This is a genomic window from Lachnoclostridium sp. Marseille-P6806, from assembly GCF_964238185.1.
GTDB lineage: Bacteria > Bacillota > Clostridia > Lachnospirales > Lachnospiraceae > Brotaphodocola.
The window spans coordinates 48,224-73,042 of sequence record NZ_CAXSLG010000001.1; the positions used below are offsets into that span (position 1 = coordinate 48,224).

The 24,819-nt window shown below is 45.0% G+C and carries 20 protein-coding genes; 5 read left to right on the forward strand and 15 right to left on the reverse strand.

The window, feature by feature from the left end; all coding sequences use genetic code 11:
* Positions 1 to 70: 70 nt before the first annotated feature.
* The 12 genes from ACESON_RS00200 to ACESON_RS00255 all read right to left on the reverse strand — a co-directional run bounded on the left by ACESON_RS00200 (position 71) and on the right by ACESON_RS00255 (position 16,591).
* On the reverse strand, positions 71 to 2,365 hold the full coding sequence (locus ACESON_RS00200; protein ID WP_373107851.1) for a peptidoglycan D,D-transpeptidase FtsI family protein: 2,295 nt from the start codon (positions 2,363 to 2,365) through the stop codon (positions 71 to 73).
* Complete coding sequence (locus tag ACESON_RS00205; protein WP_177959524.1) at positions 2,343 to 2,846, reverse strand: cell division protein FtsL; 504 nt, start codon at positions 2,844 to 2,846, stop codon at positions 2,343 to 2,345. Before ACESON_RS00205 ends, ACESON_RS00200 begins: the two co-directional genes overlap by 23 nt.
* Positions 2,847 to 3,054: 208 nt before the next feature.
* A complete protein-coding gene (gene rsmH / locus ACESON_RS00210; RefSeq protein ID WP_177959523.1) occupies positions 3,055 to 3,993 on the reverse strand; it encodes a 16S rRNA (cytosine(1402)-N(4))-methyltransferase RsmH in 939 nt (312 codons plus the stop codon).
* Between the two features lies 1 nt (position 3,994).
* Positions 3,995 to 4,420: a division/cell wall cluster transcriptional repressor MraZ gene (mraZ, locus tag ACESON_RS00215; RefSeq protein WP_177959537.1), complete on the reverse strand. Its 426-nt coding sequence runs from the start codon at positions 4,418 to 4,420 to the stop codon at positions 3,995 to 3,997.
* Positions 4,421 to 4,629: 209 nt separating this feature from the next.
* A complete protein-coding gene (locus tag ACESON_RS00220) occupies positions 4,630 to 4,785 on the reverse strand; it encodes a Spo0E family sporulation regulatory protein-aspartic acid phosphatase (RefSeq protein WP_177959522.1) in 156 nt (51 codons plus the stop codon).
* Positions 4,748 to 5,662, reverse strand: coding sequence for a prolipoprotein diacylglyceryl transferase (lgt, locus tag ACESON_RS00225; protein WP_373107853.1), 915 nt, complete (start codon positions 5,660 to 5,662; stop codon positions 4,748 to 4,750). Before lgt ends, ACESON_RS00220 begins: the two co-directional genes overlap by 38 nt.
* A 316-nt stretch (positions 5,663 to 5,978) precedes the next feature.
* The gene (locus tag ACESON_RS00230) at positions 5,979 to 11,606 is read right to left on the reverse strand and encodes a SpaA isopeptide-forming pilin-related protein (RefSeq protein ID WP_373107855.1); all 5,628 of its coding nucleotides are present in this window, start codon (positions 11,604 to 11,606) and stop codon (positions 5,979 to 5,981) included.
* 75 nt (positions 11,607 to 11,681) lie between these two features.
* Positions 11,682 to 12,986, reverse strand: a complete 1,305-nt coding sequence (locus tag ACESON_RS00235; protein ID WP_373107857.1) for a hypothetical protein — start codon at positions 12,984 to 12,986, stop codon at positions 11,682 to 11,684.
* Positions 12,987 to 12,993: 7 nt separating this feature from the next.
* On the reverse strand, positions 12,994 to 13,632 hold the full coding sequence (locus ACESON_RS00240) for a hypothetical protein (protein WP_177959517.1): 639 nt from the start codon (positions 13,630 to 13,632) through the stop codon (positions 12,994 to 12,996).
* Positions 13,622 to 14,935, reverse strand: a complete 1,314-nt coding sequence (locus ACESON_RS00245; protein WP_373107859.1) for a hypothetical protein — start codon at positions 14,933 to 14,935, stop codon at positions 13,622 to 13,624. The genes ACESON_RS00240 and ACESON_RS00245 overlap by 11 nt, the downstream gene beginning before the upstream one ends.
* Positions 14,936 to 15,058: 123 nt before the next feature.
* Positions 15,059 to 16,066 carry a SipW-dependent-type signal peptide-containing protein gene (locus tag ACESON_RS00250; RefSeq protein WP_373107861.1) on the reverse strand — a complete coding sequence of 336 codons (1,008 nt, stop codon included), beginning with the start codon at positions 16,064 to 16,066 and terminating at the stop codon, positions 15,059 to 15,061.
* A gap of 6 nt (positions 16,067 to 16,072) precedes the next feature.
* On the reverse strand, positions 16,073 to 16,591 hold the full coding sequence (locus ACESON_RS00255) for a signal peptidase I (protein ID WP_177959063.1): 519 nt from the start codon (positions 16,589 to 16,591) through the stop codon (positions 16,073 to 16,075).
* A gap of 485 nt (positions 16,592 to 17,076) precedes the next feature.
* Here ACESON_RS00255 and ACESON_RS00260 point away from each other — a divergent pair, with 485 nt between their 5' ends.
* The 5 genes from ACESON_RS00260 (at position 17,077) to ychF (ending at position 20,907) form a co-directional block, all read left to right on the forward strand.
* The gene (locus ACESON_RS00260) at positions 17,077 to 17,319 is read left to right on the forward strand and encodes a helix-turn-helix domain-containing protein (RefSeq protein WP_373107864.1); all 243 of its coding nucleotides are present in this window, start codon (positions 17,077 to 17,079) and stop codon (positions 17,317 to 17,319) included.
* Complete coding sequence (locus ACESON_RS00265; RefSeq protein ID WP_373107866.1) at positions 17,232 to 17,666, forward strand: TetR/AcrR family transcriptional regulator; 435 nt, start codon at positions 17,232 to 17,234, stop codon at positions 17,664 to 17,666. The genes ACESON_RS00260 and ACESON_RS00265 overlap by 88 nt, the downstream gene beginning before the upstream one ends.
* Before the next feature lie 25 nt (positions 17,667 to 17,691).
* Positions 17,692 to 18,753: a ribosome small subunit-dependent GTPase A gene (gene rsgA, locus ACESON_RS00270; protein WP_373107868.1), complete on the forward strand. Its 1,062-nt coding sequence runs from the start codon at positions 17,692 to 17,694 to the stop codon at positions 18,751 to 18,753.
* Positions 18,754 to 18,770: 17 nt separating this feature from the next.
* Positions 18,771 to 19,418, forward strand: coding sequence for a GNAT family N-acetyltransferase (locus ACESON_RS00275; RefSeq protein ID WP_373107870.1), 648 nt, complete (start codon positions 18,771 to 18,773; stop codon positions 19,416 to 19,418).
* A 391-nt stretch (positions 19,419 to 19,809) separates the two neighbouring features.
* Positions 19,810 to 20,907: a redox-regulated ATPase YchF gene (gene ychF / locus ACESON_RS00280; protein ID WP_177958812.1), complete on the forward strand. Its 1,098-nt coding sequence runs from the start codon at positions 19,810 to 19,812 to the stop codon at positions 20,905 to 20,907.
* 128 nt (positions 20,908 to 21,035) lie between these two features.
* Here the strand turns inward: ychF and ACESON_RS00285 are convergent, their stop codons facing one another.
* The 3 genes from ACESON_RS00285 to ACESON_RS00295 all read right to left on the reverse strand — a co-directional run bounded on the left by ACESON_RS00285 (position 21,036) and on the right by ACESON_RS00295 (position 24,819).
* Positions 21,036 to 22,319, reverse strand: a complete 1,284-nt coding sequence (locus ACESON_RS00285; RefSeq protein WP_177958813.1) for a diaminopimelate decarboxylase — start codon at positions 22,317 to 22,319, stop codon at positions 21,036 to 21,038.
* 190 nt (positions 22,320 to 22,509) lie between these two features.
* Positions 22,510 to 23,946, reverse strand: coding sequence for a pyruvate kinase (gene pyk / locus ACESON_RS00290; RefSeq protein ID WP_373107872.1), 1,437 nt, complete (start codon positions 23,944 to 23,946; stop codon positions 22,510 to 22,512).
* A gap of 27 nt (positions 23,947 to 23,973) precedes the next feature.
* Positions 23,974 to 24,819, reverse strand: a complete 846-nt coding sequence (locus tag ACESON_RS00295; RefSeq protein WP_177958915.1) for a hypothetical protein — start codon at positions 24,817 to 24,819, stop codon at positions 23,974 to 23,976.

Here is a 24,819-nt window from a genome sequence, read left to right on the forward strand (position 1 = left end):
ACAGAATCCTTGTTATCACTATATGAAGGGGAACGTGCTTTAGAACAGCCTCTTTTCCGGCTGTCTCCTATTAAGTGCCTTGAGAACTTGTTTCAGCCGGAGTGCTGCCTTCCCCGCTGCTGCTCTCGGTTTCCGATCCTGCGGGCTTTTCGCCGCTGTCTGACTGGGTCCCGGAGCCTTCCTTTCCAGATTCAGAAGCGGCTCCTCCATCTCCCTCAGACGCCTCTGCATCTGGAAGCCCCAGATCCATTCCCGGATCTACATATTCCTCGGTATCATATACCTTGGATTCTTCCGGCTCCTCTTGTGTTTCTGTGCCGGTCATATCTGTAATTCCCTCAGACTCCGGAAGCTTCTCTGCTGCCTCCTGGTCTACCTGGATATCTGTATCCGGGAAAATATTCAAATATGGAAGAATATCGCTCATAATTTTCTGGAAAATCACACTTGCATAGGTACTATGAGGCTGATCCTCCACGTGGGGAACGTCTACCACCACATATACCAGAACCTGGGGATCATCTGTGGGCGCAAAACCACAGAAGGACAGCAGATAATTACGTGCGGAACGGGGAAGCTTCTCTGCTGTTCCTGTCTTGCCGCCGATTTTATATCCTGGAACTGCTGCCGCCTTACCGGTTCCCTCTGCAACCGTCCGGTAAAGAGCATCCCGGATAAAACTGCTGGTAGACTCGGAAACCGTTTCCCTTACCAGCTTCGGCTCAATTTTTTTAACAACCGCTCCCTGCTCATTTACAATCTGGCGAACCACATGTGGCTCATAATAGGAGCCACCGTTGATCACGGAGCTGAATGCCGCTGCCATCTGCACCATAGTACAGTTATAGGTCTGTCCAAAGGAGCTGGTTGCTAAATCCACCGGCTTCATCGTATCCGCCGTATAAAGCAGGCCGGAGGTATCCGGCTCGCCGGGAAGATCAATCCCGCTTTTTGTTCCAAATCCAAACAGTCTCTGATATTTTGTAAATAAAGGCGTACCTATTTTTGCCGCAATCTGCATCATGGCATCGTTGCAGGACACCATCAGAGATTCTGCAAGATTTACATTCTGATGACCTCCCTTAATATAAGCAGTACACTTTATCGGAAATCCTCCTACCTCCTGATATCCGTCGCAGTAAAAACTGTCATTGGGCGTAACAATTCCCTCCTCCAGCGCTGCGGCTACCGTAAAAATTTTAGAAGGAGAACCCGGCTCAAAGGTATCGCTGACGCAGAAATTTCTCCACTCCTGATTCCAGGCCACCTGAAGACCCAGTGAGCGGATTTCCTCCTCCGTATAGTGAGCTGGAACCTGATCCTCTGTAATCGTTGCCTGATCGGTATTTCTGTGTTTTCTCTTATAATCTCCAACTGCCTCTTTCACACCCAGCTGACGGATTTCTGCATCCGTATACCGGCTGGATACTTCTCTGGGATTGTTCAAATCAAAGGGACTTTCTCCTGCCATGGCGAGAATCTCCCCATTATTGGGATTCATAACTACAACCCCCACATGATCGGATCCCGTTTCTGTCATCCACTCCTGGATCCGCTTTTCCACAGCATTCTGTACATTCACATCCAGCGTAGACACTACCGTATTCCCGTTGACAGCCGGCTTAATCACCCGCTCCAGATTGGAGTCATCATTTAGATATCCATACTCTCTTCCATTCGTTCCAATCAGAGAACTGTTGTAGGACTGCTCAATTCCTCCATTTCCTCCTCCGCCGTCGCTGGTGGCAAATCCAATTACACTGCTGGCCAGAGAATTGTAGGGATAAACCCGTTTATACTCCTCCTCAAACCAGACCCCCTTTACCCGGGCCTTGGAATCTGCTTTAGAATTAGCCTCGTTCGTCTCCTTCTGGTATGTTAGAAATGCCTCCTTCTGATCATAAGAAAGCTGCCTTGCATACCGCACATAGGCAGTATCCGGATTGCCGGTAATCAGCGTCCGCAGTTCTCCGGCATCGTACCCCAGAACGGTTGACAGCGCTGTGATAGAAGCTTCCAAATAATCCTCCTGATCCGACATAATCTGTCTGGGATCCAGAATCAGATTATAAACCTTTTCTGTTGTTGCCAGATAGGTTCCATTTCGATCCACAATGTCCCCCCGACGGTATGCCAGAGATCTGCTGTCATAATCCTGCTGAGTCAGCACAATCTGATTGTAACTGTCTCTGTTATTTTCCACAATATTATGAAGCACATAAATTAAAGCAAACAAAGCCAGCGTAATCGCAATTACTGCGATCGCCAGCCTTTCCTGCATATATTTTACGAAAACCTGTCGTTTCACAGACTCCCTTTTTTTCTTCCGCTTCCTATCGGGATTAGTTTTCTGGGATGTCCTCATACTGTCTCACATACTCGCTTTCCGTTTTGTCATAGAGAATTACCTGGTCCTTATTGGCATAGACCATTCCCAACTCCTCTGTGGCAACCTTATAAACGTGATCCAGATCAATTTCTGTATTGATTCTTGTCTGCAATGCATCATTATTGGATCTCAGCTGCTCAATCTCCCGCTCCAGTTCTTCAATATGATGAATTCTTCCCATAATGGAGGACTGCACATGAAGATAATTCACACAGATAGTAAGTGCACAGAAAGCCGCGATGGTAAGCATTACCACATAGGGCAGATCCATCTGCAGGGCCTTCTCCTGATTTCTTCTCACCCGGCGGTTCATCCGCTGGTATCTGGCTGTCTGGCGCTCCAGCTCGGCAGCTTTCTTCTGTCTCCGGCGGTAATCCGCCTCTGCCGACTCTGCAGCCCGCACCGTGTTTCCATATATATATTCCTGTCCGCTTCTTCCACGGTATCCTGCAGCCATGTCCATTTCCTCCCTGAAATTCCTATTCCAAAACTATTTTTTGAAAAAGAAGCTCGCCCGCGAGCTTCTACGCCTGCGGCGGGTCGCGTAAGCGACATTTTCCTTTCCGCCGCGGTGCGATCCTGCAGAGCATTTTTTATTTCATAGGACGCACTTTCCTATGAAATAAAGAAACTCCTTTGCTTTGTTCCATCCCCGGCCTCTGCTTTCAGCTCCGCTCAAAAACCCGGAGCTTAGAACTTTTTGACCGTTTGTTCTCTTCTAGTTCCTTTTCTGTCGGTACAATGGGCTTTCTTGTAATCACTCTGCCCTTACTTTTTTTCCCGCACATGCATACAGGAAATTCCGGAGGACAGGTACAGGGATTTTCATTGATTCGGAATCTGTTTTTTACAATCCGATCCTCCAGGGAATGGAAGGTAATGATGCTCAGTCTTCCTCCCGGATTCAAAAAATCAATCATCCTATCAATGGAATTTTCCAGTACATCCAGCTCATGATTTAACTCAATCCTGATTGCCTGAAACGTTCTTTTTGCCGGATGACCGCCTGTTGCCCTTACTCTGGCCGGAATCGCTGCCCGAATGGTTTCTGCCAGCTCACCAGCTGTCTCAAAAAGTTTTTCCTGCCTTCTTTTCACAATATGCTTGGCTATATTCTTTGCAAACCGATCCTCGCCGTAATCCCGAATGATCCGATACAGTTCCGATTCGCTGTAGGTATTTACAATATCTGCCGCTGTCTCGCTTCCCCGCTGGTCCATACGCATATCCAGCGGTGCATCCTCTTCCCGGTAGGTAAAGCCCCTCTCTGCCGTATCCAGCTGATAGGAGGATACCCCCAGATCCAGATAGATACCGTCTACCTTCTCAATTCCCAGAGAAGCCAGAACCTCGGCAATATTTACGTAATTGTTCCTTACTACCGTAACTCTGTCGCCAAATACGGACAGACGTTCTGATGCAGCGCGAATGGCATCTGCATCCTGATCAATTCCAATCAGACGGCCCTTTTCTCCCAGACGGCTGCATACCTCAAAAGCATGTCCTCCCCCGCCTAAGGTTCCATCCACATAGATCCCGTCTGGTTTTATATTCAGACTGTCTACGGTTTCTTCTAATAAAACGGATTTGTGTTCGAATGCCATATTAAATTCCAAGACCCTCCATATTTTCTGCGATTTCCTCCATATCATCATAGGTATTGGACTGATTCCAGTTGTCCTTGCTCCATATCTCAATTCTGCTTCCCACACCTACTAAAACCGCATCCTTGTCGATTCCGGCAAAGTCTCTTAATACAGCCGGCAGAAGAATCCGTCCCTGCTTGTCTACTTCACAGGTGGTAGCTCCTGCCAGGAAAAAGCGCGAGAACTTGCGGGCATTCGCATTGGTCAAAGGCAGGGCGTGAAGCTTTTCTTCCAGAGCTTTCCACTCTGTATTTTCATAGACAAATAAACAGCCGTCAAGTCCCTTTGTCACAACGAACTCTTCGCCCAGCTGTTCTCTGAATTTGGAAGGAACAATGACTCTTCCCTTCGCGTCCACTGTATGATTATACTCGCCCATGAACATACGAATCACCTGTTACCCTGTTACACCACTGTCGTACCCTTATCTACCACTTTACTCCACTTTCTACCACTCGTATGTTTATTTTATTACATTAACAGGAAAATAGCAAGGAAATTTCACAAAAAATTAAGACGGCCGCAAGATATTGCAGCCGCCCTTAAAAGGTCTGTAAGATATGGCGATTACAGTCATCCCCATAAAGCTTTCTGTCAGTATTCCGCCAACAGATAGGCCTCTATCAGATGATCCAATTCAACACTGTACTGATATACAGTTTTGTACTCCTCACCGTTTTCTATGCTTCTGTTCAGTTTTTTTCTGGCCGCCTCAATCTTTTGAACCAGTTCTTCCTTGGATATCCCCATCACTTGTTTTCTCCTTCTGTCTCTTAAACAGTCTGCGGTAATGATAAATCAAAACCCCAACTGAAGCCAGAACCAGTATCAAAGACAGCCCCTGTGAAACAGCAATTCCTGTTCCAAACAAAATCAGCTGATCGGTGCGCAAACCCTCGATCCAAAATCTTCCCAGGCCATAGCCCACCAGATAAATCCAAAGCATTTCTCCATCAAACTTCTTCCTTTTTCTGTACCAGAGCATAAACATCAGCAAACCCAGGTTCCACAGGGATTCGTAGAGAAATGTAGGATGCACCTGTATATATTCCACGCCGTTTTCCACAATCAGATGATTCAGCACATCCCCATTCAGCATGTTTTCGTTGACAAGAGAGCGTTTGATCCGCATTGCAAGCAGACTGTCTGTGTATCCGCCAAATGCTTCGCAGTTAAAAAAGTTCCCCCATCTTCCAATAATCTGTCCGGTTATCAATCCCAGAACACCACTGTCGGCCATGGAAAAAAAAGGCACCTTTCTTTTGCGGGTAAATACAATTAAAGTAAGAACCGCGCCAATAACGCCTCCATAAATCGCCAGCCCTCCAGCTCTCAGATTGAATATCTGAAGCAAATTATCTTTATACATATCCCACTCAAAAATCACATAATACAATCTTGCCCCGATAATGGCAAAAATAATACCATAAAGTGCGAAGTCCAAATAAATATCTGGATCCTGCCCTCTTCTTTTTGCGTCATTCTGGGCCACCCAGATACCGGTCAGCATACCGATTCCAATAATAATCCCATAGTACGCAATTGAAAAACCAAATACAGAAATCTGATTTTTCAAGTTTTCAATGGTAATTCCTAAATGAACGAAGCTGATGTCCGCTTCCGCCATGATAAAACTCTCCTTTCGACCTGATTCTTATTTTACCCCTGGAAAAACTGAAAATCAAATACAATCGAGCGACTAATTTCGCTATGCTTCGACAGGGTAATCAATTGTAACCATTCAGCCATGCATCTTCTTGTCCGCTTACAACAGACAAAAATCATCGGAGTTTCCTTCGATGGGAGATCTGGCTGGAAAATCCGCTTACAAACAAGCTTGATACGGATTTTTCCGCCCGTTCTCCCGCCGTCCTGAATAATTTACATGAATTCTATGCTACAATAGATTTGCATGAAAATCAAGTCTGAGCTGTTACTATTTCTCATTGGATACAGAAGCAGGGCGCAATCCCATAGGAACTCCCTGTTCCTGCGCCAATGCAGCCGCCCTTACTCAGAGTCAAAGCATAGCTTCCTTTGTTCTCGCCCATAAATATCGATCGGAACCAGGTATAACTGCTTCCCCCTCTTTCATCGTAGAGATATGCGTTTTCTGTATTATAATTAACTTTCCGGAGGCGCTGACCCTCCAGCGGCTCGCCCTCCAGTCTGTGATAATAAGGCGTCTTTTCACCATCTGCAAAATATTCATTATATGCAGGAAGCCACAGTCTGTCCCGCGTAACCGCCACATTTTCCGGGATTCCCGTATGATGAACCGTGTCTGATTTTATTGCCCGAGGACAAATAGCGTTTTGAAGTTCCTCTGGAAAGCATGACAACAGGCAGTTTGATTCATGCAGCCGCTTCTGTGCAAACTCATGATTCTGATTCGTAATATTTCCCATATTATCTGTAACTGTTCCGTTTAACATATTTCTTATTGCGCTGTCCGGCCATCCGCCCTTATTGGTTCCGTATTTGTATTCATCAGAGTTTTCTTCAAAATAAGCAGAATATTTGTAATTCCATCGTCTATAGCTAGTGGCAATTGACCAGAACATACTTCCCACTCCATCTCCCTGATCCATTTTTCCGCTGTTGCTTTCTCCTTTCAGGGGACTTTCATTGCCGTCCTCATCGGTAAAAAGAATCAGTACGGAATGCGTACAGCCATTTTTCATGCAGGTATAAAAAACCGCAGAATCCTGTCTTACCTGAGCAATGATTTCCTTCCAGGTCAGATCATGAATACACAATTCCCCTTTCTTCGGAATATGATTGACATAAGAACTGCGTAAATCTCCTCCTGCTGGTCCGAAGGTTATGGGGATTACCGTTCCATCTGCATCCTTATCATTGATTGCATAAATCGACACTGCATATTTTACATCATAGGCTTCTTCCCATTTTGCATAAATGCAAATATCCTTTTCAACCGGCTCTGAAAAATCATATTTTTCCTGAAGTGCCTGATCCTGATACCATCCGGCAAACCGGAATCCTGATTTTTTCGGCTTGTTTTCCGGTTCTGGCAGAATACTTCCTTCTCTTACCAAGCGCTCCCATCTCTCTACCGCCGTATTCGTCTCATCTCCGTCCCTTACAATAGTTCCTCCGTTCAATTCCATAACAACCTGATACTTCTTCCAGGGTTTTGGAAGCCGTATTCCAATAGTAAAGGATGCTGTTTTCTCCGTTCCGTTTTCCCGATACCGTACAAGCCCCGTATAGCTGTCAGAGCTTCCGTCTGCCAGCGGATTGTCAAGAATCCAGCTTCCCTGAGGAAGTATTTTTTCTGTTCCATCATCATAGAAAGCAGTAACTGTCAGATCTGTATCCTTGATAAGATATTGCCTTTTCTCTGCATCATAGCCCTCCGTATTCTCATCAATGGGATCTGGCCCATGATATTCTGCCCGAATTCCCGTAAGCTTTACGCCTGACTTGATAATATTTTCCACATTGGCTGTGTGCGACAGCTTTTCATACTGCTTCATTTCATTTACAAAAGTGACCTCTCCGTAATCCGCTGTAGTCAAATCTGCCCTTGCAGTTTTCCCCACGACAGATACCTGCTCCGTATCTGGAATAATCCGGCTCAGACGATATCTTCCTGCATTTAATTCTGTAATTTCGTATACATAGCCCTGATCTGCTGATATCTGTACACTTCCCATAGGCTCTTCATTTGAAAGAGTGATGGTCTTATACAATGTTTCCACTGCCCTGTTTGTTTCTCCATCCCTTTTTTCAATCCGAAAAATAAACGTAGGGTTTCCAAAGGGCTCATATACTGTATTTACCCTTTTGTTGATTCTCAGCTCTGCCCGATTTCTCTGATCCTCTGCCGTCAGCTCCTGAATGATATCCACATTCTCTCTGGTAATAGAAAATCTGATTTTTTCATCAGAAAGACCATACCCCTGCGGGGCCTTTGTCTCCTGAAGATAGTAGCCTCCCTGAGGTATCTCTGTCAGAAGAATGGTACCATCCTTTCCAGTTACAATTTTGTTCACCCCTTCCGGAAGTACATAATCCATACCTGGCCGGCATTTTATTCCATTTGTCTTATACAGTTCATATTCTGCTCCCTGCAAAGTCCTCTCCGGCTCCTCTTTATCTATTTTAATCAGACGGATCCTTCCCTTTTTTCTCTGATCCACCGCTCTTCTGTAAATAACAGACTGAACGGTTTCCTGGTTAACACAAAAACCAATCCTTTCCGATGACAGCTCAAAGCCTCTGGGAGCCTTTGTCTCTATCCAGTAATAATCTCCCCACTCCAGCTCAGATGCATGAATTTCTCCATTTTCATCAGAAGAAGATACAGAGCCAACCCTTCTGTAGCCCTCCTGCTCCGATTCTCTGTACATCAGCATATATTCTGCCCCTGACACAGGAAGTCCTGTTTCATCTGTTTTTGTTAAAACTGCCTTTCCTTTCATTCTCCGGTTGGTACAGGCAAGCTCCAGAACCTGACCAGCTGTTGTTCGATCCAGGGTAATGGTTTTTGCCGTCTCCGGATCGGTCTTTTCCAGTTCGTAACCCATAGGATTTTTCGTTTCCACAAAGTAATACGTTCCGTACAAAAGACCGTCTGCCTGCAGTTCTCCTGTCCCATCGGTTTTCAGGCCGCTTTGGATCAAAACATCTTTCTTCTCTCCCTCCTTTGCCTTCCGATACAGACTGAAAACTGCGTTTTTTAATCCCTGCCCTGTCTTTTCATCCACCTTCCGCAAGCGCAGAGATGCCGGTGTCTGTCCATTATAGGCCCTAAGCTGTACTGTAATTTTTGCATTTTCCTCTGAACCGTCTTCTTCGGATACCTGCTCCTTTCCAATCGAAAATGCAATTGGTGTATCCATCCGCTCATATCCATCCGGCGCCTTTGTCTCTGTCAGGCTGTAATTTCCCCATGGAAGATTGGTAATTTTCAGAGTTCCATCTGGTCCTGTAACTGCTGCAGAAACCGTTCCATCCTCAGAATAGCTTCCATCCTCGCTCAAATGCACGGTCTCTCCGCGAAAATCAGAAAGCTCAAATTCAGCTCCCTCAAGAGGACGGACATTTATATCATCCCGATCATATTTGGTTAAAATCACCTGCCCGCGAAGCCTCTCGTTGGGAATGGAAATCATTTTTGTAATTCCGTCTACCGTAAAAGAATGTCTGCCCTCTATTTTTTTGTAGCCCTTGGGAGAAATCAGTTCCTCCCACTGGTATGTTCCAAATGGAAGATTGGAAAGACTGATCTGCCCCAGTGCATTAACCGGAATCCCATCTTTTCCAAACATAGGATCTCCTGCCGGATTATAAATCTGAAAGGAAGCCCCTGTCAAAGGTGCATATCGAGCTGTACCGTCCTGATACACGCCAATTTTATGCTCTCCATCTGTTTTCTGCAAAATTATGCTCCCTATTGTATCAAGCAGTCTGACTCTGGTTTCTGCAGAAGAAAGCCGGTATCGTGCCTCCATCGTATCAGAAGAACCGATTCCATAGGCATCGAACTCTACGAAATACTGATTCACTGCTGTTTTTCCCGCCAAATCCTGCGCCTCAGGCGCTTCCATATGAATTTCGACATAGGTCATCTGACGAGTCTGTAAAAGGCCATACTCCAGCTGTGAAGTATCCAAATGGATCCATACTGCTTTTACATCTCCCGGATCCTTCGGCCGCTCCTTCCTCCACCCATCTGCATCTGCACGCAGCTCCTGTTTTTCATCTGTACTGTAATATACAGTGGGAATCAGCTTCATGCTTTCTGCATAAGAAGTATCCACAAACAGGAAACGTCCTTGCCACTGTGAGGGAATCCACTGTTCCTCCTGTCCTGGCTTATGGGAAGCGAGTCTCGCCCCTTGCTCAATAGAATCAAAAAAATCGATGTTCTTTGCATGATTCGATCCCAGTCCAAAATCCAGCCGATAAGAATATCCCGACTGAGCGCTTCTGTCTCCGGCACGGACAACGGCTTCTGTCCCATATCCCGCAGAGTGATCTGATTTTACATATTTTGATACATACTCCCGCCACTCTGTCGCAGAATCCAGAACCACCTCCCGATCACTGGAATAGGCGGCCTGTTCCAGAACAGAACCATTGTCATCCATATCATAAACATCTGTCATAATAGAGGTTCCTGCAATTTTATCCAGTCCGTCATCATGAACCATCAGGTAAGATACTGTCCGATACTGATTTCCAAAGGAAATAAAATCTGTGTAGCTTAATCCCACCTCAAAATCTAACACAGCCTCCACTCCTTTTAAGCCTTCCAACGGAGCCCCTGAAAAGTCAAAATCTGCCGCCAGCATAGTTTTTTTGTTGTAACTTCTCACCTGATAGCTGACATGATTCTGAAAATCCCCTTCTGACACCGCTTCCCCGGACAGGTACTCTCCTTTCCCCTTCACACGAACAGCGTCTGGGTTCAGATTCAAAACCAGTCCCTCTGGAAGCTCCACATATAAGGAAAAACGCTCCAGTGCTGCCGAATCGTCTGTTCTGATTTTTCCGCCGGTTTGAACCCTTGAGGTAAATCCATTCTTCTGATTTCCCTCAAAAGCCCCCATTGCTGTCTTTGATTCCAGGTTGGTAACCGGGCTTCTCAGCCACACATTGGAATAAGCCCGCAGTGTACACTCCCCATATACCGCCCTGTCCCGTTTTGCCAGCTCTCTTCCATAGGTTCCTGTGTAGCTGTCTGTATCCACAGCACAGTCATTCACCTCATATCCGTCCTGATCTACATAAAGAGAACGAACATAGGAAAAATTGATCAGATGATTTTCATGATCTGGAACCGGCTCTCCTGCTGCCGCCTTTTCCTGCTCTTCCTTCCAGTCCAGATGCAGCCTTACCCCCAGCTGTACAAGACTGTCAAAGCTGCCCTGAAGGCCGTTAAATCGGACAAACACTGCCTTAACACCGTTCGGAAGAAACACAGTGCTTTTCTCTTCTGTAGTTCCCTCTCCCAGACACATATAATCCTCTGTCGGCGTATCCTGGGCAGGAGCTCCATATACTTCATATGCACAGGCCTTTGGAGTTTTCGCTATAACAGCATAAACCATATCATACTCATCATCCTCCAGACAGCGCACAGTACCGTCTGTCAGGAATACCGCCAGCTTATCATCGCCTACAATCAAACTGTAGTCCTCCGAATTGCCATTCTGTCCAATCTGGCTCATTCCAGACAGATTGCCTCCTGGGCGTATGGGACGTCCAGCTGCAGACATGCTATCAGAAGAGGTGGCTGGTGTCGCTTTCTCTCCTTCTTTGGATTCGGCTTCTGCGGTTTTTATGTTCTCCTCATTTCCGGAAACTGCCGCAGCCCTCTGTTTCGGCATCAGCCACTGCCCTGCCTTCAAAAACATTCCTCCCAGCGCTACCACTGCCCCAGCTAGTCCTTCCTCCTCTTCTAAAATCCAGTCTGAGCCTGTAGCCTTTTCCGGATGGCGTTCTTTGTAAGTCATAGCTTCCTCCCATATTCTGCTGTCTCCCAAAGCCGCCCCGTCCAGTCCATGTTCCCGCCAGTGAAGATCCTTCCAGTCCTCCATCCCATTTTCCGCAGTCTCCAAAGTCATGTCAATACGTGAATTGCCAGAATATTCCAGCTCTGACGGAGTTGCAGCCTATAGTTTCTGAACGCCTCTATATAAATCTTCTTCCTCCCTGAAGGCTTTCTGAACATAATCACGGTTTGCAGATGTCTCCAAACGAAACTGTACCAGCTTTCCGCTGTACATATTCACGGCATTCATACGGGAAGAGTAATCTTCCGGCGCACCGTGGTGGTAAGGGTAATTTTCATAAGAAGGACACCATTTCCTATGATTGTACAGGTATCCTGCATACTCAAAAGAATAATCGGCTACTGTAAAGCTGACTGCATCCTTTACCTGTTCCAGCTCTCCCGCAGCAGTAATCCACTGTTCTTCATCCTGATACAGTCTGTCCAGATGTCCCCGCACTGTCACTGTACGATAGGCTTCCTCCCCATCTGCAAAATGCTCCTTCAAAAATCCAATCTGAAAGCAGTCAAAAAAAGTTTCATATTCACTGCCCAGATCCCCTTTCCTATTCTGAAAGGGATAAAAGCCCCATACCCGCTCCCCGGATTCTGTTTCAATCTGCTCCAATGGAAACTGCTTTCCGTCTTTCTTTATCAGCACACTTCCATAATCCTTTCCCTCCGGAAGCTCCACTGCGATAGAATAGCTGGATTGAGACAGGCCTCTGGCCAGCCAGTCCTTATCAAACCTGGTTTCCATTTCATACCAGATATAATTTTGATCCGCTGTTTCATAGTCTTCAGCAGGAAGCTTTTTCTTTTCCAGTGAAATCCGGTATCTGTCCCTCCAGGAAGAAAATCGGTAGGTGAGAGGCGTCAACTCCATTGCTTCCTCCCCCTGAATTTGAAACACCGGTTTTCTCTCCTGAACATATCCGCTTTCAGAAAGTCTGGACTCAATCGTCCAGAGCAGCTGAAAACCGCCGGAAAGCGACTGTCCCTTCTCCACCGAAAATTGATTGGAAAATGTATAAAGATCCTGTTCCTGATCCCAGTCGCAGCTCCACTCCGAATCCTCCTCATCGCTGGCCAGCTTTGATGCCTTCAAAATAGAGGAGCGGTTCAGATTTCCGATTCCCGGGATTATAAACTGGATTTCTCCTGGAACATAATCTCTGGGAGCATGATCCATACGGTATGTTACAACCATTTTGGGCTGCTTCATACTGTCAGTTTCTGCTTCCCAGAAGTCGTCATAAGACAGAACAGACCAGGCGCAGTCCACCTTCCATCCGTCTGACGCTGTGTCCTGCCCTTTTCCTGCCCGTACAGGAAAAGGAATTCCTGTCAATGCCAGAACCAGTACCAGAAAAACAGAAAATTCCCTGCGCATATCACGCTTTCTTTTCTTCAACCAATCCTTCACCTGTTCTTCATCTCCTCTCCAGATATTCCGTCCATGCCATTTTCCATCCCTCATCCTGTTGTGAAACATCTGCTGCCGTAAAGCTCCCATCCTCCTGTTCCTCAAAAATACAGGTCTGAATAGAATCTGCTGTCACCAGAATGTCAAAATCCCGAATCTGGCTGTCCTGTTCATAACTTACCAGAATCTGTTCTGCCAAAGGCACAGTCCTTTCTCCTGGATTCACTGGAACTGTATAATAATAAAAGCCTCCCAGCAACGGATCCTCTTCCAGAGAAAGATAACACCAGTTTTGAGGAAAATTCTCAAAGTCAGAAGATCCATACTCCACAGCCGGATACCAGCTTCTTCCATCAGGACTGATGCGGGCGCGCTTCTTCGTACCTGAGTCTGAAAACTCCATAAAAACCCGAACAAAACAAGCGGTTTCATCCATATTTTCAATCTGAACTCTTTTTTTGAAAATATTATCTCCAACTTCCTGTTTCTTTGGAGGCTCAAAGTCCTCGGTAATGGAAATCGTATTTCCCCCTGCCTGAATTGTGTTGATAATGGATTTCTGATAAATCAGATATGCGGCAGAAACTCCGGCTGCTGCCAGAAATCCTATGACCGCCGCCCATTGTCCCACACTTTTATGAATCATCAGACTCCTCCTTTCCCCACATTCCCGCCTTTTTTCCCACTAAGGTCAGAATCAGCAAAGCAGCTCCTGCCAGAACAGCGGCTGTAAAAAACTCCTGCTGCCAGCTTCCGTCCCCTGTTTTTGGAAGCAAGCCCTTCATAAATGACACAAGCGTATCATCTGCCAAATACTGTCTCCTCAGCCGTTTTCCTACAGAAATCGTGCCATATGTAATCTCCTTTTCCTGAAAAGCATCCTCCCCCTCTTCCACCTTCGTGTTTTCTCCTCCATCTCCTCCGTGATCTGAGGAAGAGCTGATGTAATCTGCTGAAAAAATCCATTGCACTCTTGCCTTCTGCATAGCGCTCTGATTCTTAAGCCATTTCGGCATATCTACGTGGAAAGCAATGGTTTCCTCCTGCCCCGTTCCCTGAAGGGAAGCAAGCAGCAAGCCCTCCTCCAGCACCTTTCCATGAAGCGGCCCTTCATAAATTACCATATTTTCCTTCTCAATCGTCAAAGTCATGGTTTCCAGCAGCTTTATGCTGTCTTCTGCCTGCCCTGGTACCCGAGTCTTAAAATAAATGTCAACTGGTCTCTCTGACCGGTTTCCCAAAAGAAAGGAGGATGCCTTGGTATCCCCTGGCATCCATGTGGAAAATCCATGGAAAAAGTCCTGTTCTGTTTTAAAAAATCCATCTGCTCCATTTTCAAAAATAATGGCCAGCCTGACATCCTCCCAAGCCCGGTGCCAGGTATGTTCACTGTGAACACACTGTTCTATAGGAATTCCAAACCAGGGATCCTCTGATTGAAAATCCGGAATAAAATGCGCCTGCTGAATCGCTTGAGCAGTCACATCTATGGCAAATTTCTTCTCGCCCTCTTCTTCACTCCAGTCACCAGGAATCCTGACATGATCAAAAAAGAGAAGCTCCTCTCCCTTTTCCGCTGGACGAGTCCAATAATAATATGCGCCGCATTTGATCCATCCGTCCGGGATTCCCTCCAGAACAGCTTCCCCTCCTGCAGTGCCTGCAAAGCCTGAAAATTCTGCTTTTGCCCGAATCCATGCAGGCTCTGCCTCATTCACAATCGTTACAATCTTTACCGCCTTCTCATTGGGAACTACGCGCTTTCCGTCTATATAGGGAACCCGCTCTCCCTCTTCATTCCACTGATACTCCTGAATGGAAATAGAAATATCTCCTGTCATAACTTCATTATCCACCTCTGTTGAAAACTGACGCACAGCCCCCAGCACAGAGCTTCCTGATGTCAGCCACAGCACAATGAATACTGCTGCAAATCTGCTTTTTTTCATTCATCACCGCTCCCTCCCGGTCTTTTATCCCCCTTCTGCTTCATTATTTCTATTTTCAGATCCGATATCCAGGAGCACAGCTTCTTTTCTGTGCCGCTTTTTAAATGCCTCTCCTTCCTGCCCTTACTGCTGTTTGGGATTTCCTATCAGATCCAGTTCATTTCCCATTCCTGCCTGTTTTCCCTCCTCTGCATGAATCCCCTTCCAGGGAGCCAAAGCTCCTGTCTTGGGATCCTCTGTCTGGTTCTGGTTTTTAAACACTGCAAAAATCTGAGAGAGTGTTGCCTCATCCATCATTCCCTCTGTCTCAATATTGTGATTTCCTTCGCTGTTGTCTGCGCTCTGAAGAAAATCTGCCTGAATAGCATAAGCCCTTACAGGAACCCTCAGTTTTTCCTTCTCCAGCTGCCCCTCTACCAGATTAGCCAGACGAATATAGTCAAAAATTGGCGGCACCTGAGTCGCTTCTGCAGCCTCCACAGCTGCCTGATAGTCATCTTCCCCCGGAACTCCTACTGCCTCCTTTCCTTCCGCTGCTGCCTTCACAACCTGATGATATCCATAAACATAGGTTTTATAATCAGAAACCCCATTGTTATCCTCATCGATCTCTTCCGGTGTTCCCAAAAGGATCCATCCATCATTGACAGAGGAATACGTTCCGCTTTCTGTACGAAAATCGAACAGTTCCTGATTCACAGCCTCTTTCTGAACTGTCCCGTCATACTCTGCCGTTTTTACAGTTTTCATGGGAATATCAAAGCTGACAAATACAATCTCATCATTATTTCCCGTATTTACCACAGTTGGATCCTTGGGAATTTCCTGATTCGGCACACGGGGAACCTCATTTTCCGGTGTATATCCCGGCTCTGTCAGATCAATGGAGACTTTTCCCACAGTAAAGGTATTGGTTACACTTTCCCCATCTGTCAGATAAGCTGCCGAGGCTCCAGCTCCCACTGCTGCAAGCATTCCGCAGGCAGCTGCAGCTGCTATCCGCTTTTTGGTTTTGCCGGAAACGGCTTCGGATTTTTTCCTGTTTGCTCTTTCGATTTCTGTTTTGTTGTTCTTCATACTGTTTTCCGACAGATCAAAGCCCGAACCTTTCATCTGTCTCTCCTTTTTCATTTATCTTTAATCCTTTTGGATTTCGGGCATATCCAGCATAATTCCAAATACATGCATGCCAAAAAGTGCAGCTGCCGCCCAGGCAGTCCCCTTTCCCCTCAAGGCTGCTGCCGCATAACCTGCCCCCGGCAAAGCTCCGATACAGGTTCCAATCATGCGTTCTTTCGTAAGAAGGGCCGGATCAACAGTATCATTGTGATCTCCCTTTGTTATATATCCCTGATCTGTCACGCAGTGAATTCTATGAGTTACAACAACCTCCTGTCCGCTTTCTCCAAGCAGAAAGGTCACAATATCTCCTTCCTCTGCCTTCCTGTCTCTGGTATTCACAAAGATCAGGCTCCCTGTGCGGATAGCAGGCTCCATCGAAGACGATAAAATCACATACGGCCTTACACCAGCCAGTTTCGGAATAAATAAAATTCCTGTGCTGATAACAGCCGCTGTTGTAAGCAGCCAGAGCATAATCTCATAAACCATCACAGCCTGGTGGTATCCCCATAGTCTCTTTTTCCGTTTTTCCATATCGATTTCCTTTCCTGTGAAATTTTAAGATGAATCAGAATATATCAGAAATTGCATCAGACGCAGACTACACGAAATTCAGAACTCATGAAAATTTAGAATCTATAAGAAATAACAATAATCAAAGAATGATAAAATAAAAAACAGCAAAACAAACAGAACGGCACGCAAAAAACAGCCCTCGTATCCTTACTCATTTCTTGTTCTCTGGAAAATATAAGAAAATAAAACTTTGAATATAGAATAAAACATTCTAAAAGATAAAAACAGAACAGGAATCTGTCCTGAAACTGTTTCCAATATAGCATATCCTGTTTGCTGTGTCAATCATTATTCCAAACATATTTGCCCGATAAAACTTTCAAAAGTAAATTCCACTGTCCGCTTATGCGGTGGAATTTACTCCTGCATGAGTAGCATTTAATCTTTCATATATTTGTGCTATGCTCAAGAAGACCTTCTGGCAGCAGTAGAAGGAGATCTCTATGAGCAAATATATTCCTGGTAACCAGAAACATCTTTCCCTTGAAGACCGCAAATACATTGAGCATTCCCTCAACCGTGGCAGTTCCTTTAAAGATATCGCCCGATTCTTATGCAAGGATCCTACTACATCTTTGAATATGTCTGTCAGCTGGATGTGGAGCGTTCTCGAAAAAGCGGTGTTCCAGAACAGGACTACTCAGATATGCCTGAAGCTTTTTCTAATGTATCGGCAGAAAGTTTAGGCGGTTATATGAAAGCACAATTCCATTATTGGAGTGAAGATGAAATTGCTTGTAATTTCCGTAAAATGCTTACTTTGGAACAATACAAATCCCCGGAAATGAATGCTTTGTATCAAAAAGTTCTTGTCAGCGGACCCATGGATTATATCGAAAATCTATTTCGTGAAATGTCAAAGAAGCAAGAGAAACAGCTGCCATCTCCCCATGTATTGGCAGTAGAGTTCTATTCTCCCTTTTTTCTTCTGCTCAGCATGTCTGATGGAGTAGAGTGTACAGAAACAAAAGAAGAAATCGCCAAAAACTATGAGTGTTATATCGACGATTTTTTCCAAAAATATTTTTCATAAAACTTACACTGGAAAGGAAATTGTAGTGGATAATTTAATTAACATAAAAAAAAACGGATTCTCCGAAAGCTTTTCAAATGGAATCCTACAAGATAATCAATTAACCCCAGCTCGTATTCTTTCACAGGAAAAAGGGTTCTATCGAATCATATCCGACAAAGGAAAGAAATTGGCAGAGGTATCTGGAAAGTTTCAATTTCAAACGACAGTTTCATCAGATTACCCTGCTGTTGGCGATTTTGTACTGGTAAATTGGAACGAATCCGGCAACAGTGCAATCATTGAATCGCTGCTGCCACGAAAAAGTGCTTTTATCCGAAAGGCGGCTGGAGGATCACAGCAGGAGCAGGTAGTTGCTGCGAACATTGACATTGTATTTTTGTGCATGGCATTGAACAATGATTTTAACCTGAGACGAATGGAGCGATATATTTCGATTGCGTGGGATAGCGGTGCTATGCCGGTTGTGGTTCTGACAAAATCGGATTTGTGTGATGATTTGGAACAGAAACTTGCTGAAGTATCTACGATTGCTTTTGGGGTGGATGTTCTGGTTACTACTTCAACAGAAGAAAATGGATACGAGGAACTTCTTCCATTTATTTCGGAGGGCAAAACGATAGCGTTCATTGGTTCTTCGGGCGTAGGGAAATCTACCCTCATCAATCGCCTGCTGGGGAAAGAACTCCTAAAAACAAACGGACTTCGCAATGATGACAAAGGCAGACATACCACTACACACAGAGAATTGTTTCTGCTCCCTTCAGGCGGCATGGTAATCGATACTCCGGGTATGCGTGAATTTGGAATGTGGGATAATGATACCGGAATTGAAAGAACCTTTATGGACATTGAAGAACTGGCTGCTCAGTGTAAATTCCGCAACTGTACCCATACAAATGAGCCGGGATGTGCTATTCAGAAAGCATTGACAACTGGAAAATTAGAAATTAACCGTTGGCAATCCTATCAGAAGCTTAAAGCAGAAAATGATTATATGGAAGATAAAGAGAGCTACATGCTTGCAAAAGGAATGCGAGAAAAGCAAATTTCCAAGTTAATTAAAAAAATGCCAATCAGAGTGTAAAAAGGAGATACTGCTTTATGGAAGAAAATATTATTATTAGAAATGAAAAGAAAGAAGATTGGGAACTTGTAGAGAGGATTACAAGACAAGCCTTTTATAATCTTTATGTACCGGGATGTGTGGAACATTATTTAGTTCATATCATGCGGGAACATGAGGACTTTATTCCGGAATTGGATTTTGTATTAGAACTGGATGGTCAGGTGATCGGCAATATCATGTATACAAAAGCAAAATTGACCGATGAAAATGGAACTGAAAAAGAGATTTTAACATTTGGTCCGGTTAGTATCCATCCGGCTTACCAGAGAATGGGGTATGGAAAAATGCTTATGGAGCATTCATTTCAAGCAGCCATACAGTTAGGATATGATACGATTGTTATTTTGGGAAGTCCTGCCAACTATGTTAGCCGTGGATTTAAATGTTGCAAGAAATATAATGTTTGTATCGAAAACGGAAAATATCCTGCTGCGATGATGGTAAAAGAACTAATCCCCCATATATTGGATGATCATAAATGGCTTTATCAGGATAGTCCTGTTATGGCAATCAGTAAGGAAGAAGCGGAACGCTATGATGACACATTAGAACCAATGGAAAAAAAGTACCTTCCAAGCCAAGACGAATTTTATATTATGAGTCAGGCTTTTATAGAGGAATAATATAACACTCAGAGATGATTAAATTACTTCCCCCGAACCTTTACGACTAAATGCCCGCCGCCCACACAGCGGCAGTCTGCGATTGCCGCTGCCTACCTTGCCAAGCACCCGGATGATAAGGATAAAACGAAAAAGCACCGCTGGAAAATCTATATAAAACAAGCATTTCCACGGTGTTTTTCTAAATCTCACTGTCAAAGATAGGAATATCGCATATCCTGTTTGCTGTGTCAACCATTATTCCAAACATATTTGCCCGATACGATTGAAAAAGCAGATTCCTTATGCTATACTTTATGGCGATGAAAAAGGCGTAAAAAGGGCGTAAAAGAAATATAAGGAAAGGCAGAAGCCCGCAAAATTGCAAGGTTTCTGGACAGGTAAAGATAAAATGAAATTAGGTATCGTGGGACTTCCCAACGTAGGAAAAAGTACACTGTTTAATTCTCTGACCAAGGCAGGCGCAGAATCTGCAAACTATCCCTTCTGCACCATCGATCCCAACGTAGGCGTAGTTCCTGTTCCTGACAAGCGCTTAAAGCTGTTAGGCGATCTGTATCACTCCAAAAAGGTAACTCCAGCTGTTATCGAATTCGTTGATATTGCCGGTCTGGTAAAAGGAGCATCCAAGGGCGAAGGTCTGGGCAATCAGTTTCTGGCCAATATCCGTGAGGTAGACGCTATTGTACACGTTGTCCGCTGCTTTGAGGATGAAAATGTCATTCATGTAGAAGGAAGTGTTGATCCTCTCCGCGATATTGAAACCATCAATCTGGAGCTGATCTTTTCAGATCTGGAGATTCTGGAACGCCGGATTGCAAAGACAGCCCGCTCTGCCATGAATGATAAGTCTCTGGCAAAAGAGCTGGACGTTTTAAGAGAGCTGAAGGTAATTCTGGAAGACGGCAAGCTGGCCTGCACCTATGAGAACGAGGATGAGGATGTTATGGCTTTTGTTAATTCCCTGAATCTGCTTACCTGCAAACCGGTTATTTTTGCCGCCAATGTAGGTGAAGAAGATCTGGCAGACGACGGAGCTTCCAATTCCCATGTTGCTGCGGTAAGAGAGTTTGCTGCTGAAAACGGTTCTGAGGTATTTATTATTTCCGCTCAGATTGAGCAGGAAATTGCTGAGCTGGACGATGATGAAAAGCAGGAATACTTAGAGGCTCTTGGTCTTTCCGAATCTGGTCTGGACAAGCTCATTGCTGCCAGCTACCGACTTCTGGGTCTGATTAGTTATCTGACCTCCGGAGAGGATGAAACCAGAGCATGGACCATTAAAGTTGGAACCAAAGCTCCTCAGGCTGCCGGAAAAATCCACTCTGACTTTGAACGCGGATTTATTCGCGCTGAGGTTGTAAACTATCAGGATCTGCTGGACTGTGGAACCTATGCCAAGGCAAAGGAAAAGGGTCTGGTTGGACTGGAAGGAAAGGATTATGTGGTAAAGGACGGAGACGTTATTCTGTTCCGCTTTAACGTATAGGTTCCATTAGAACGATTAATATCCCCCGCCGGAAAAGCTGATATTCTGCAGCTTTCCGGCGTTTTTTCCGTTTTTTCAGGCTCTTTTCCCTAAACGTTCCCTTCTCTCCTGCTTTTCTCTCCCTTCTCCTATACCTCGCTGTGCTTTCTGTATTTTTCCATCATGGGACACTCATCTAAGGTAGCGAAATAATCCTGCGGCGTTTCTGCCCTTCGTATCTTCTGTACCGTTCCATCTGATTTCAGAAGAAGCTCTGCTGATTTCAGCTTTCCATTGTAATTATACCCCATAGAAAATCCGTGAGCCCCGGTATCGTGAATCACCAAAAGATCTCCCATCTCTATTTCTGGAAGCATCCGATCAATCGCAAACTTATCGTTGTTTTCGCAGAGAGAGCCCACGATATCATATCTGTGATCACAGACAGCTGTTTCCTTTCCAGCCACAGTAATATGATGGTAGGCGCCGTACATAGCCGGACGCATCAGATTGACCGCACAGGAATCTACGCCGATATACTCTTTATAGGTATGCTTTTCATGAATAGCTCTCGTAACCAGGCACCCATAAGGTCCTGTCATAAACCGTCCCATCTCCGTACAGAGACTGACATCTCCCATCCCCGCCGGAACCAGCACCTCCTCGTATACCTTTCTCACGCCCTCTCCTATAGCCATAATGTCATTGGGCTCCTGATCCGGACGATAAGGAATACCGACGCCTCCAGAGAGATTAATAAAGGCCACATGAGCTCCTGTTTCCTGATGCAGCCTTACAGCCAGCTCAAACAGAATCCTTGCCAGCATGGGATAATATTCATTGGTTACTGTATTGCTGGCAAGAAAGGCATGAATTCCAAAATGTCTGGCCCCCTTTGCTTTCAGAATACGAAATGCCTCAACAATCTGATCCGTTGTCATCCCATATTTGGCATCTCCCGGATTATCCATAATCTCGTTGCTGATTTTGAATACACCGCCTGGATTATAGCGGCAGCTGATGGTTTCTGGTATATAGCCCAGAGTCTTTTCCAGACATTCAATATGGGTAATGTCATCCAGATTGATGACAGCTCCCAGTCTTTCTGCCAAAGCAAACTCCTCCGGAGGAGTTTCATTGGAGGAAAACATAATGTCATGGCCGGAAAATCCCACAGCATCTGCCATCATAAGCTCTGTTGCGGAGGAACAGTCAGCTCCGCAGCCCTCCTCCTTCAAAATCTGCAAAAGATAGGGATTCGGCGTAGCCTTCACGGCAAAATATTCCCGGTATCCGGAGTTCCAGGCAAAAGCCTTTTTCAGACGTTCTGCATTTTCCCGAATGCCCTTTTCATCATAAAGATAAAAAGGGGTCGGATATTTCTTTGTAATGATTTCCAGCTGTTCCTTTGTAACAAATGGTTTTTTATCCATACTAACCTCCTATACTGACTTTTTCTAAAACAAGAAAAATTTCTCTTCCGCCGCATGGCGTTCCTCGCGGAGCGTTTTTGTATCATAGAGCGAACTTTCCTATGATACAAAAAGAAGTCTGAATGACATTTTTCTGCCATATCAGACTTCTTTGTCTCTGTTATCTCATAACAATTTCTAAATTTTGTTCTTAGTCAACAACAACTACACGCATAATGTTCGTGTTTGCAGCCGGCTCATGACGGCTTGCTCTGCTGACAACGCCTGCAGTTACAACCGTAACATCGCCTTCCTCCAGAATTCCCTTGTTCTTCAGAAGCTCCAGAGAGGACCAAATCAGCACGTCTGTAGATTCAGCACGCTTTGCCTGGAAAGGACGAACTCCCCAGTAAATCTGCATCTGACGCACAGCGGAAGCGCTGGGAGACAGACCAATAATCTGTACGCCCGGTCTCCACTTAGACAGCATTCTTGTTGTAAAGCCGCTGATGGACGGAGCAATAATTGCCTTGGCGTTCAGTGCATGTGCAGTGGAAACTGAAGAATAGCACACTGCATTGGAAATATTCTGCTCATTCTCAGCAGAAACCTTTCTCTTGCGGTAGGAGCCGTAATCCAGATATTTCTCTGTAGACTCACAAATCTGAGCCATCATGCTGAGAGCTTCCACCGGATATTTACCCATAGCAGTCTCACCGGACAGCATAACAGCATCGGTTCCGTCATATACGGCATTTGCCACATCCGTTACCTCTGCTCTGGTAGGACGGGGATTACGGATCATGGAATCCAGCATCTGTGTTGCAGTAATAACCGGCTTGCAGGCCTGGTTGCACTTGGAAATAATGATTTTCTGAATGTGGGGAACTTCCTCTGCCGGAATCTCTACGCCCATATCGCCTCTGGCTACCATAATACCGTCACTGGCTTCAATAATCGCATCCAGATTCTCAATTCCCTCTGCATTTTCGATCTTGGCAATAATCTGAATAGAAGAACCAGCCTCATCCAGAATTTCACGAATCTCACGAACTGCATCTGCTGTACGTACAAAGGATGCAGCAATAAAATCAAAGCCCTGCTCAATACCAAAACGAATATCTGCCTTATCCTTATCGGTAAGAGCCGGCAGCTTAATTTTTACATTTGGTACATTAACTCCTTTTTTCTCTCCCAGTTCACCGCCATTTATAACCTGACAAACAATATCTGTGTCATTTACTTCCTGTACCTTCAGCTCAATCAGTCCGTCATCAATCAGAATCCGGTTGCCTTCTGCTACGTCTTCATTTAATCCGCTGTAGTTAATATGAGCAATCTGATTGTCTCCCACAATCTCTCTGGTTGTCAGAGTATAGGTCTGTCCAGCTTCCAGAGTTACCTTTTTTCCATCTTTCAGAAGTCCGGTACGAATCTCCGGTCCCTTCGTATCCAGAAGAGCGGCAATGGGAAGCCCAGTTTCTTCACGGATGCTTTTCAACATATCGAGACGCATTTTCTGTTCCTCGTAATCGCCGTGAGAGAAGTTAAATCTGGCAACATCCATGCCATGAAGAGCCAGAGCCTTCATCAGATCTCTGTCGTTGGTATTTGGTCCCATGGTACATATGATTTTTGTCTTTTTCATAAAAAATTGTCCTCCGTTTTTTACAGCCTATTGTCCAGAATTCTTTGTAACATGCTGATGGGTGTACAGGTGATCCTGGCAGTATTCATAATTTCCCTCGCATTTGGAACAGTAGCGGAATTCCAGATTTTCTCCATCCAGCTCTGTCCTGCCGCATACTGCGCAGCGATGTCTTGCCTGTCCAGGCGCTATGATTTTCATTTCCCGTTTAAATTCCTGCTTCCGCTTTATCTCCTTAGGCGCATACCGCTTGTAGTTGCGGGTCATAGCAAAGAATACCAGGATATTCAGCAAAGAAACTGCCAGCTCCACTTTTGTATTCATTCCGCCGTTGATAAAGTCAAACAGATACACCGCTCCCTCTGCCACTGCCAGCCATCTGGCTTTAATCGGCAATACAAAAAACAGAAGGAACTGCGCATCCGGAAAACAGATGGCAAATGCAAGGAAAACCGAAGAATTAAGAAAGCCTGTTGTCAGCATCCAATTTTCCTTAAATATAAAATATCCTACAAAGGCAGCCAGAACCTGAGCTACCACACCCATCAAAAAAAATACATTAAATCGAAAAGAACCCCAAACATTTTCCAGCGTCTGACCCAGATTATTGTATACAAACAGGGCTAAAACACCTAAAAACACGGTAGAAAACTGCCAGTTTCCAAATGCCGGCGGAAACAGCAAAAATGTCACAATCCGCCAAACCTGTCCTTGGAGAATTTCCCCCACATCCAGACTCAGATATTCAAAATACAGAATCGGATTTACCAGCCAGATTACCAGTCCAACTGCATAAAGAATTGTAATATAATACATCAGATTCGGTATCGCATATCTTTGATACTTTCTTTCTAATTTTCTGAAAAACTCCAT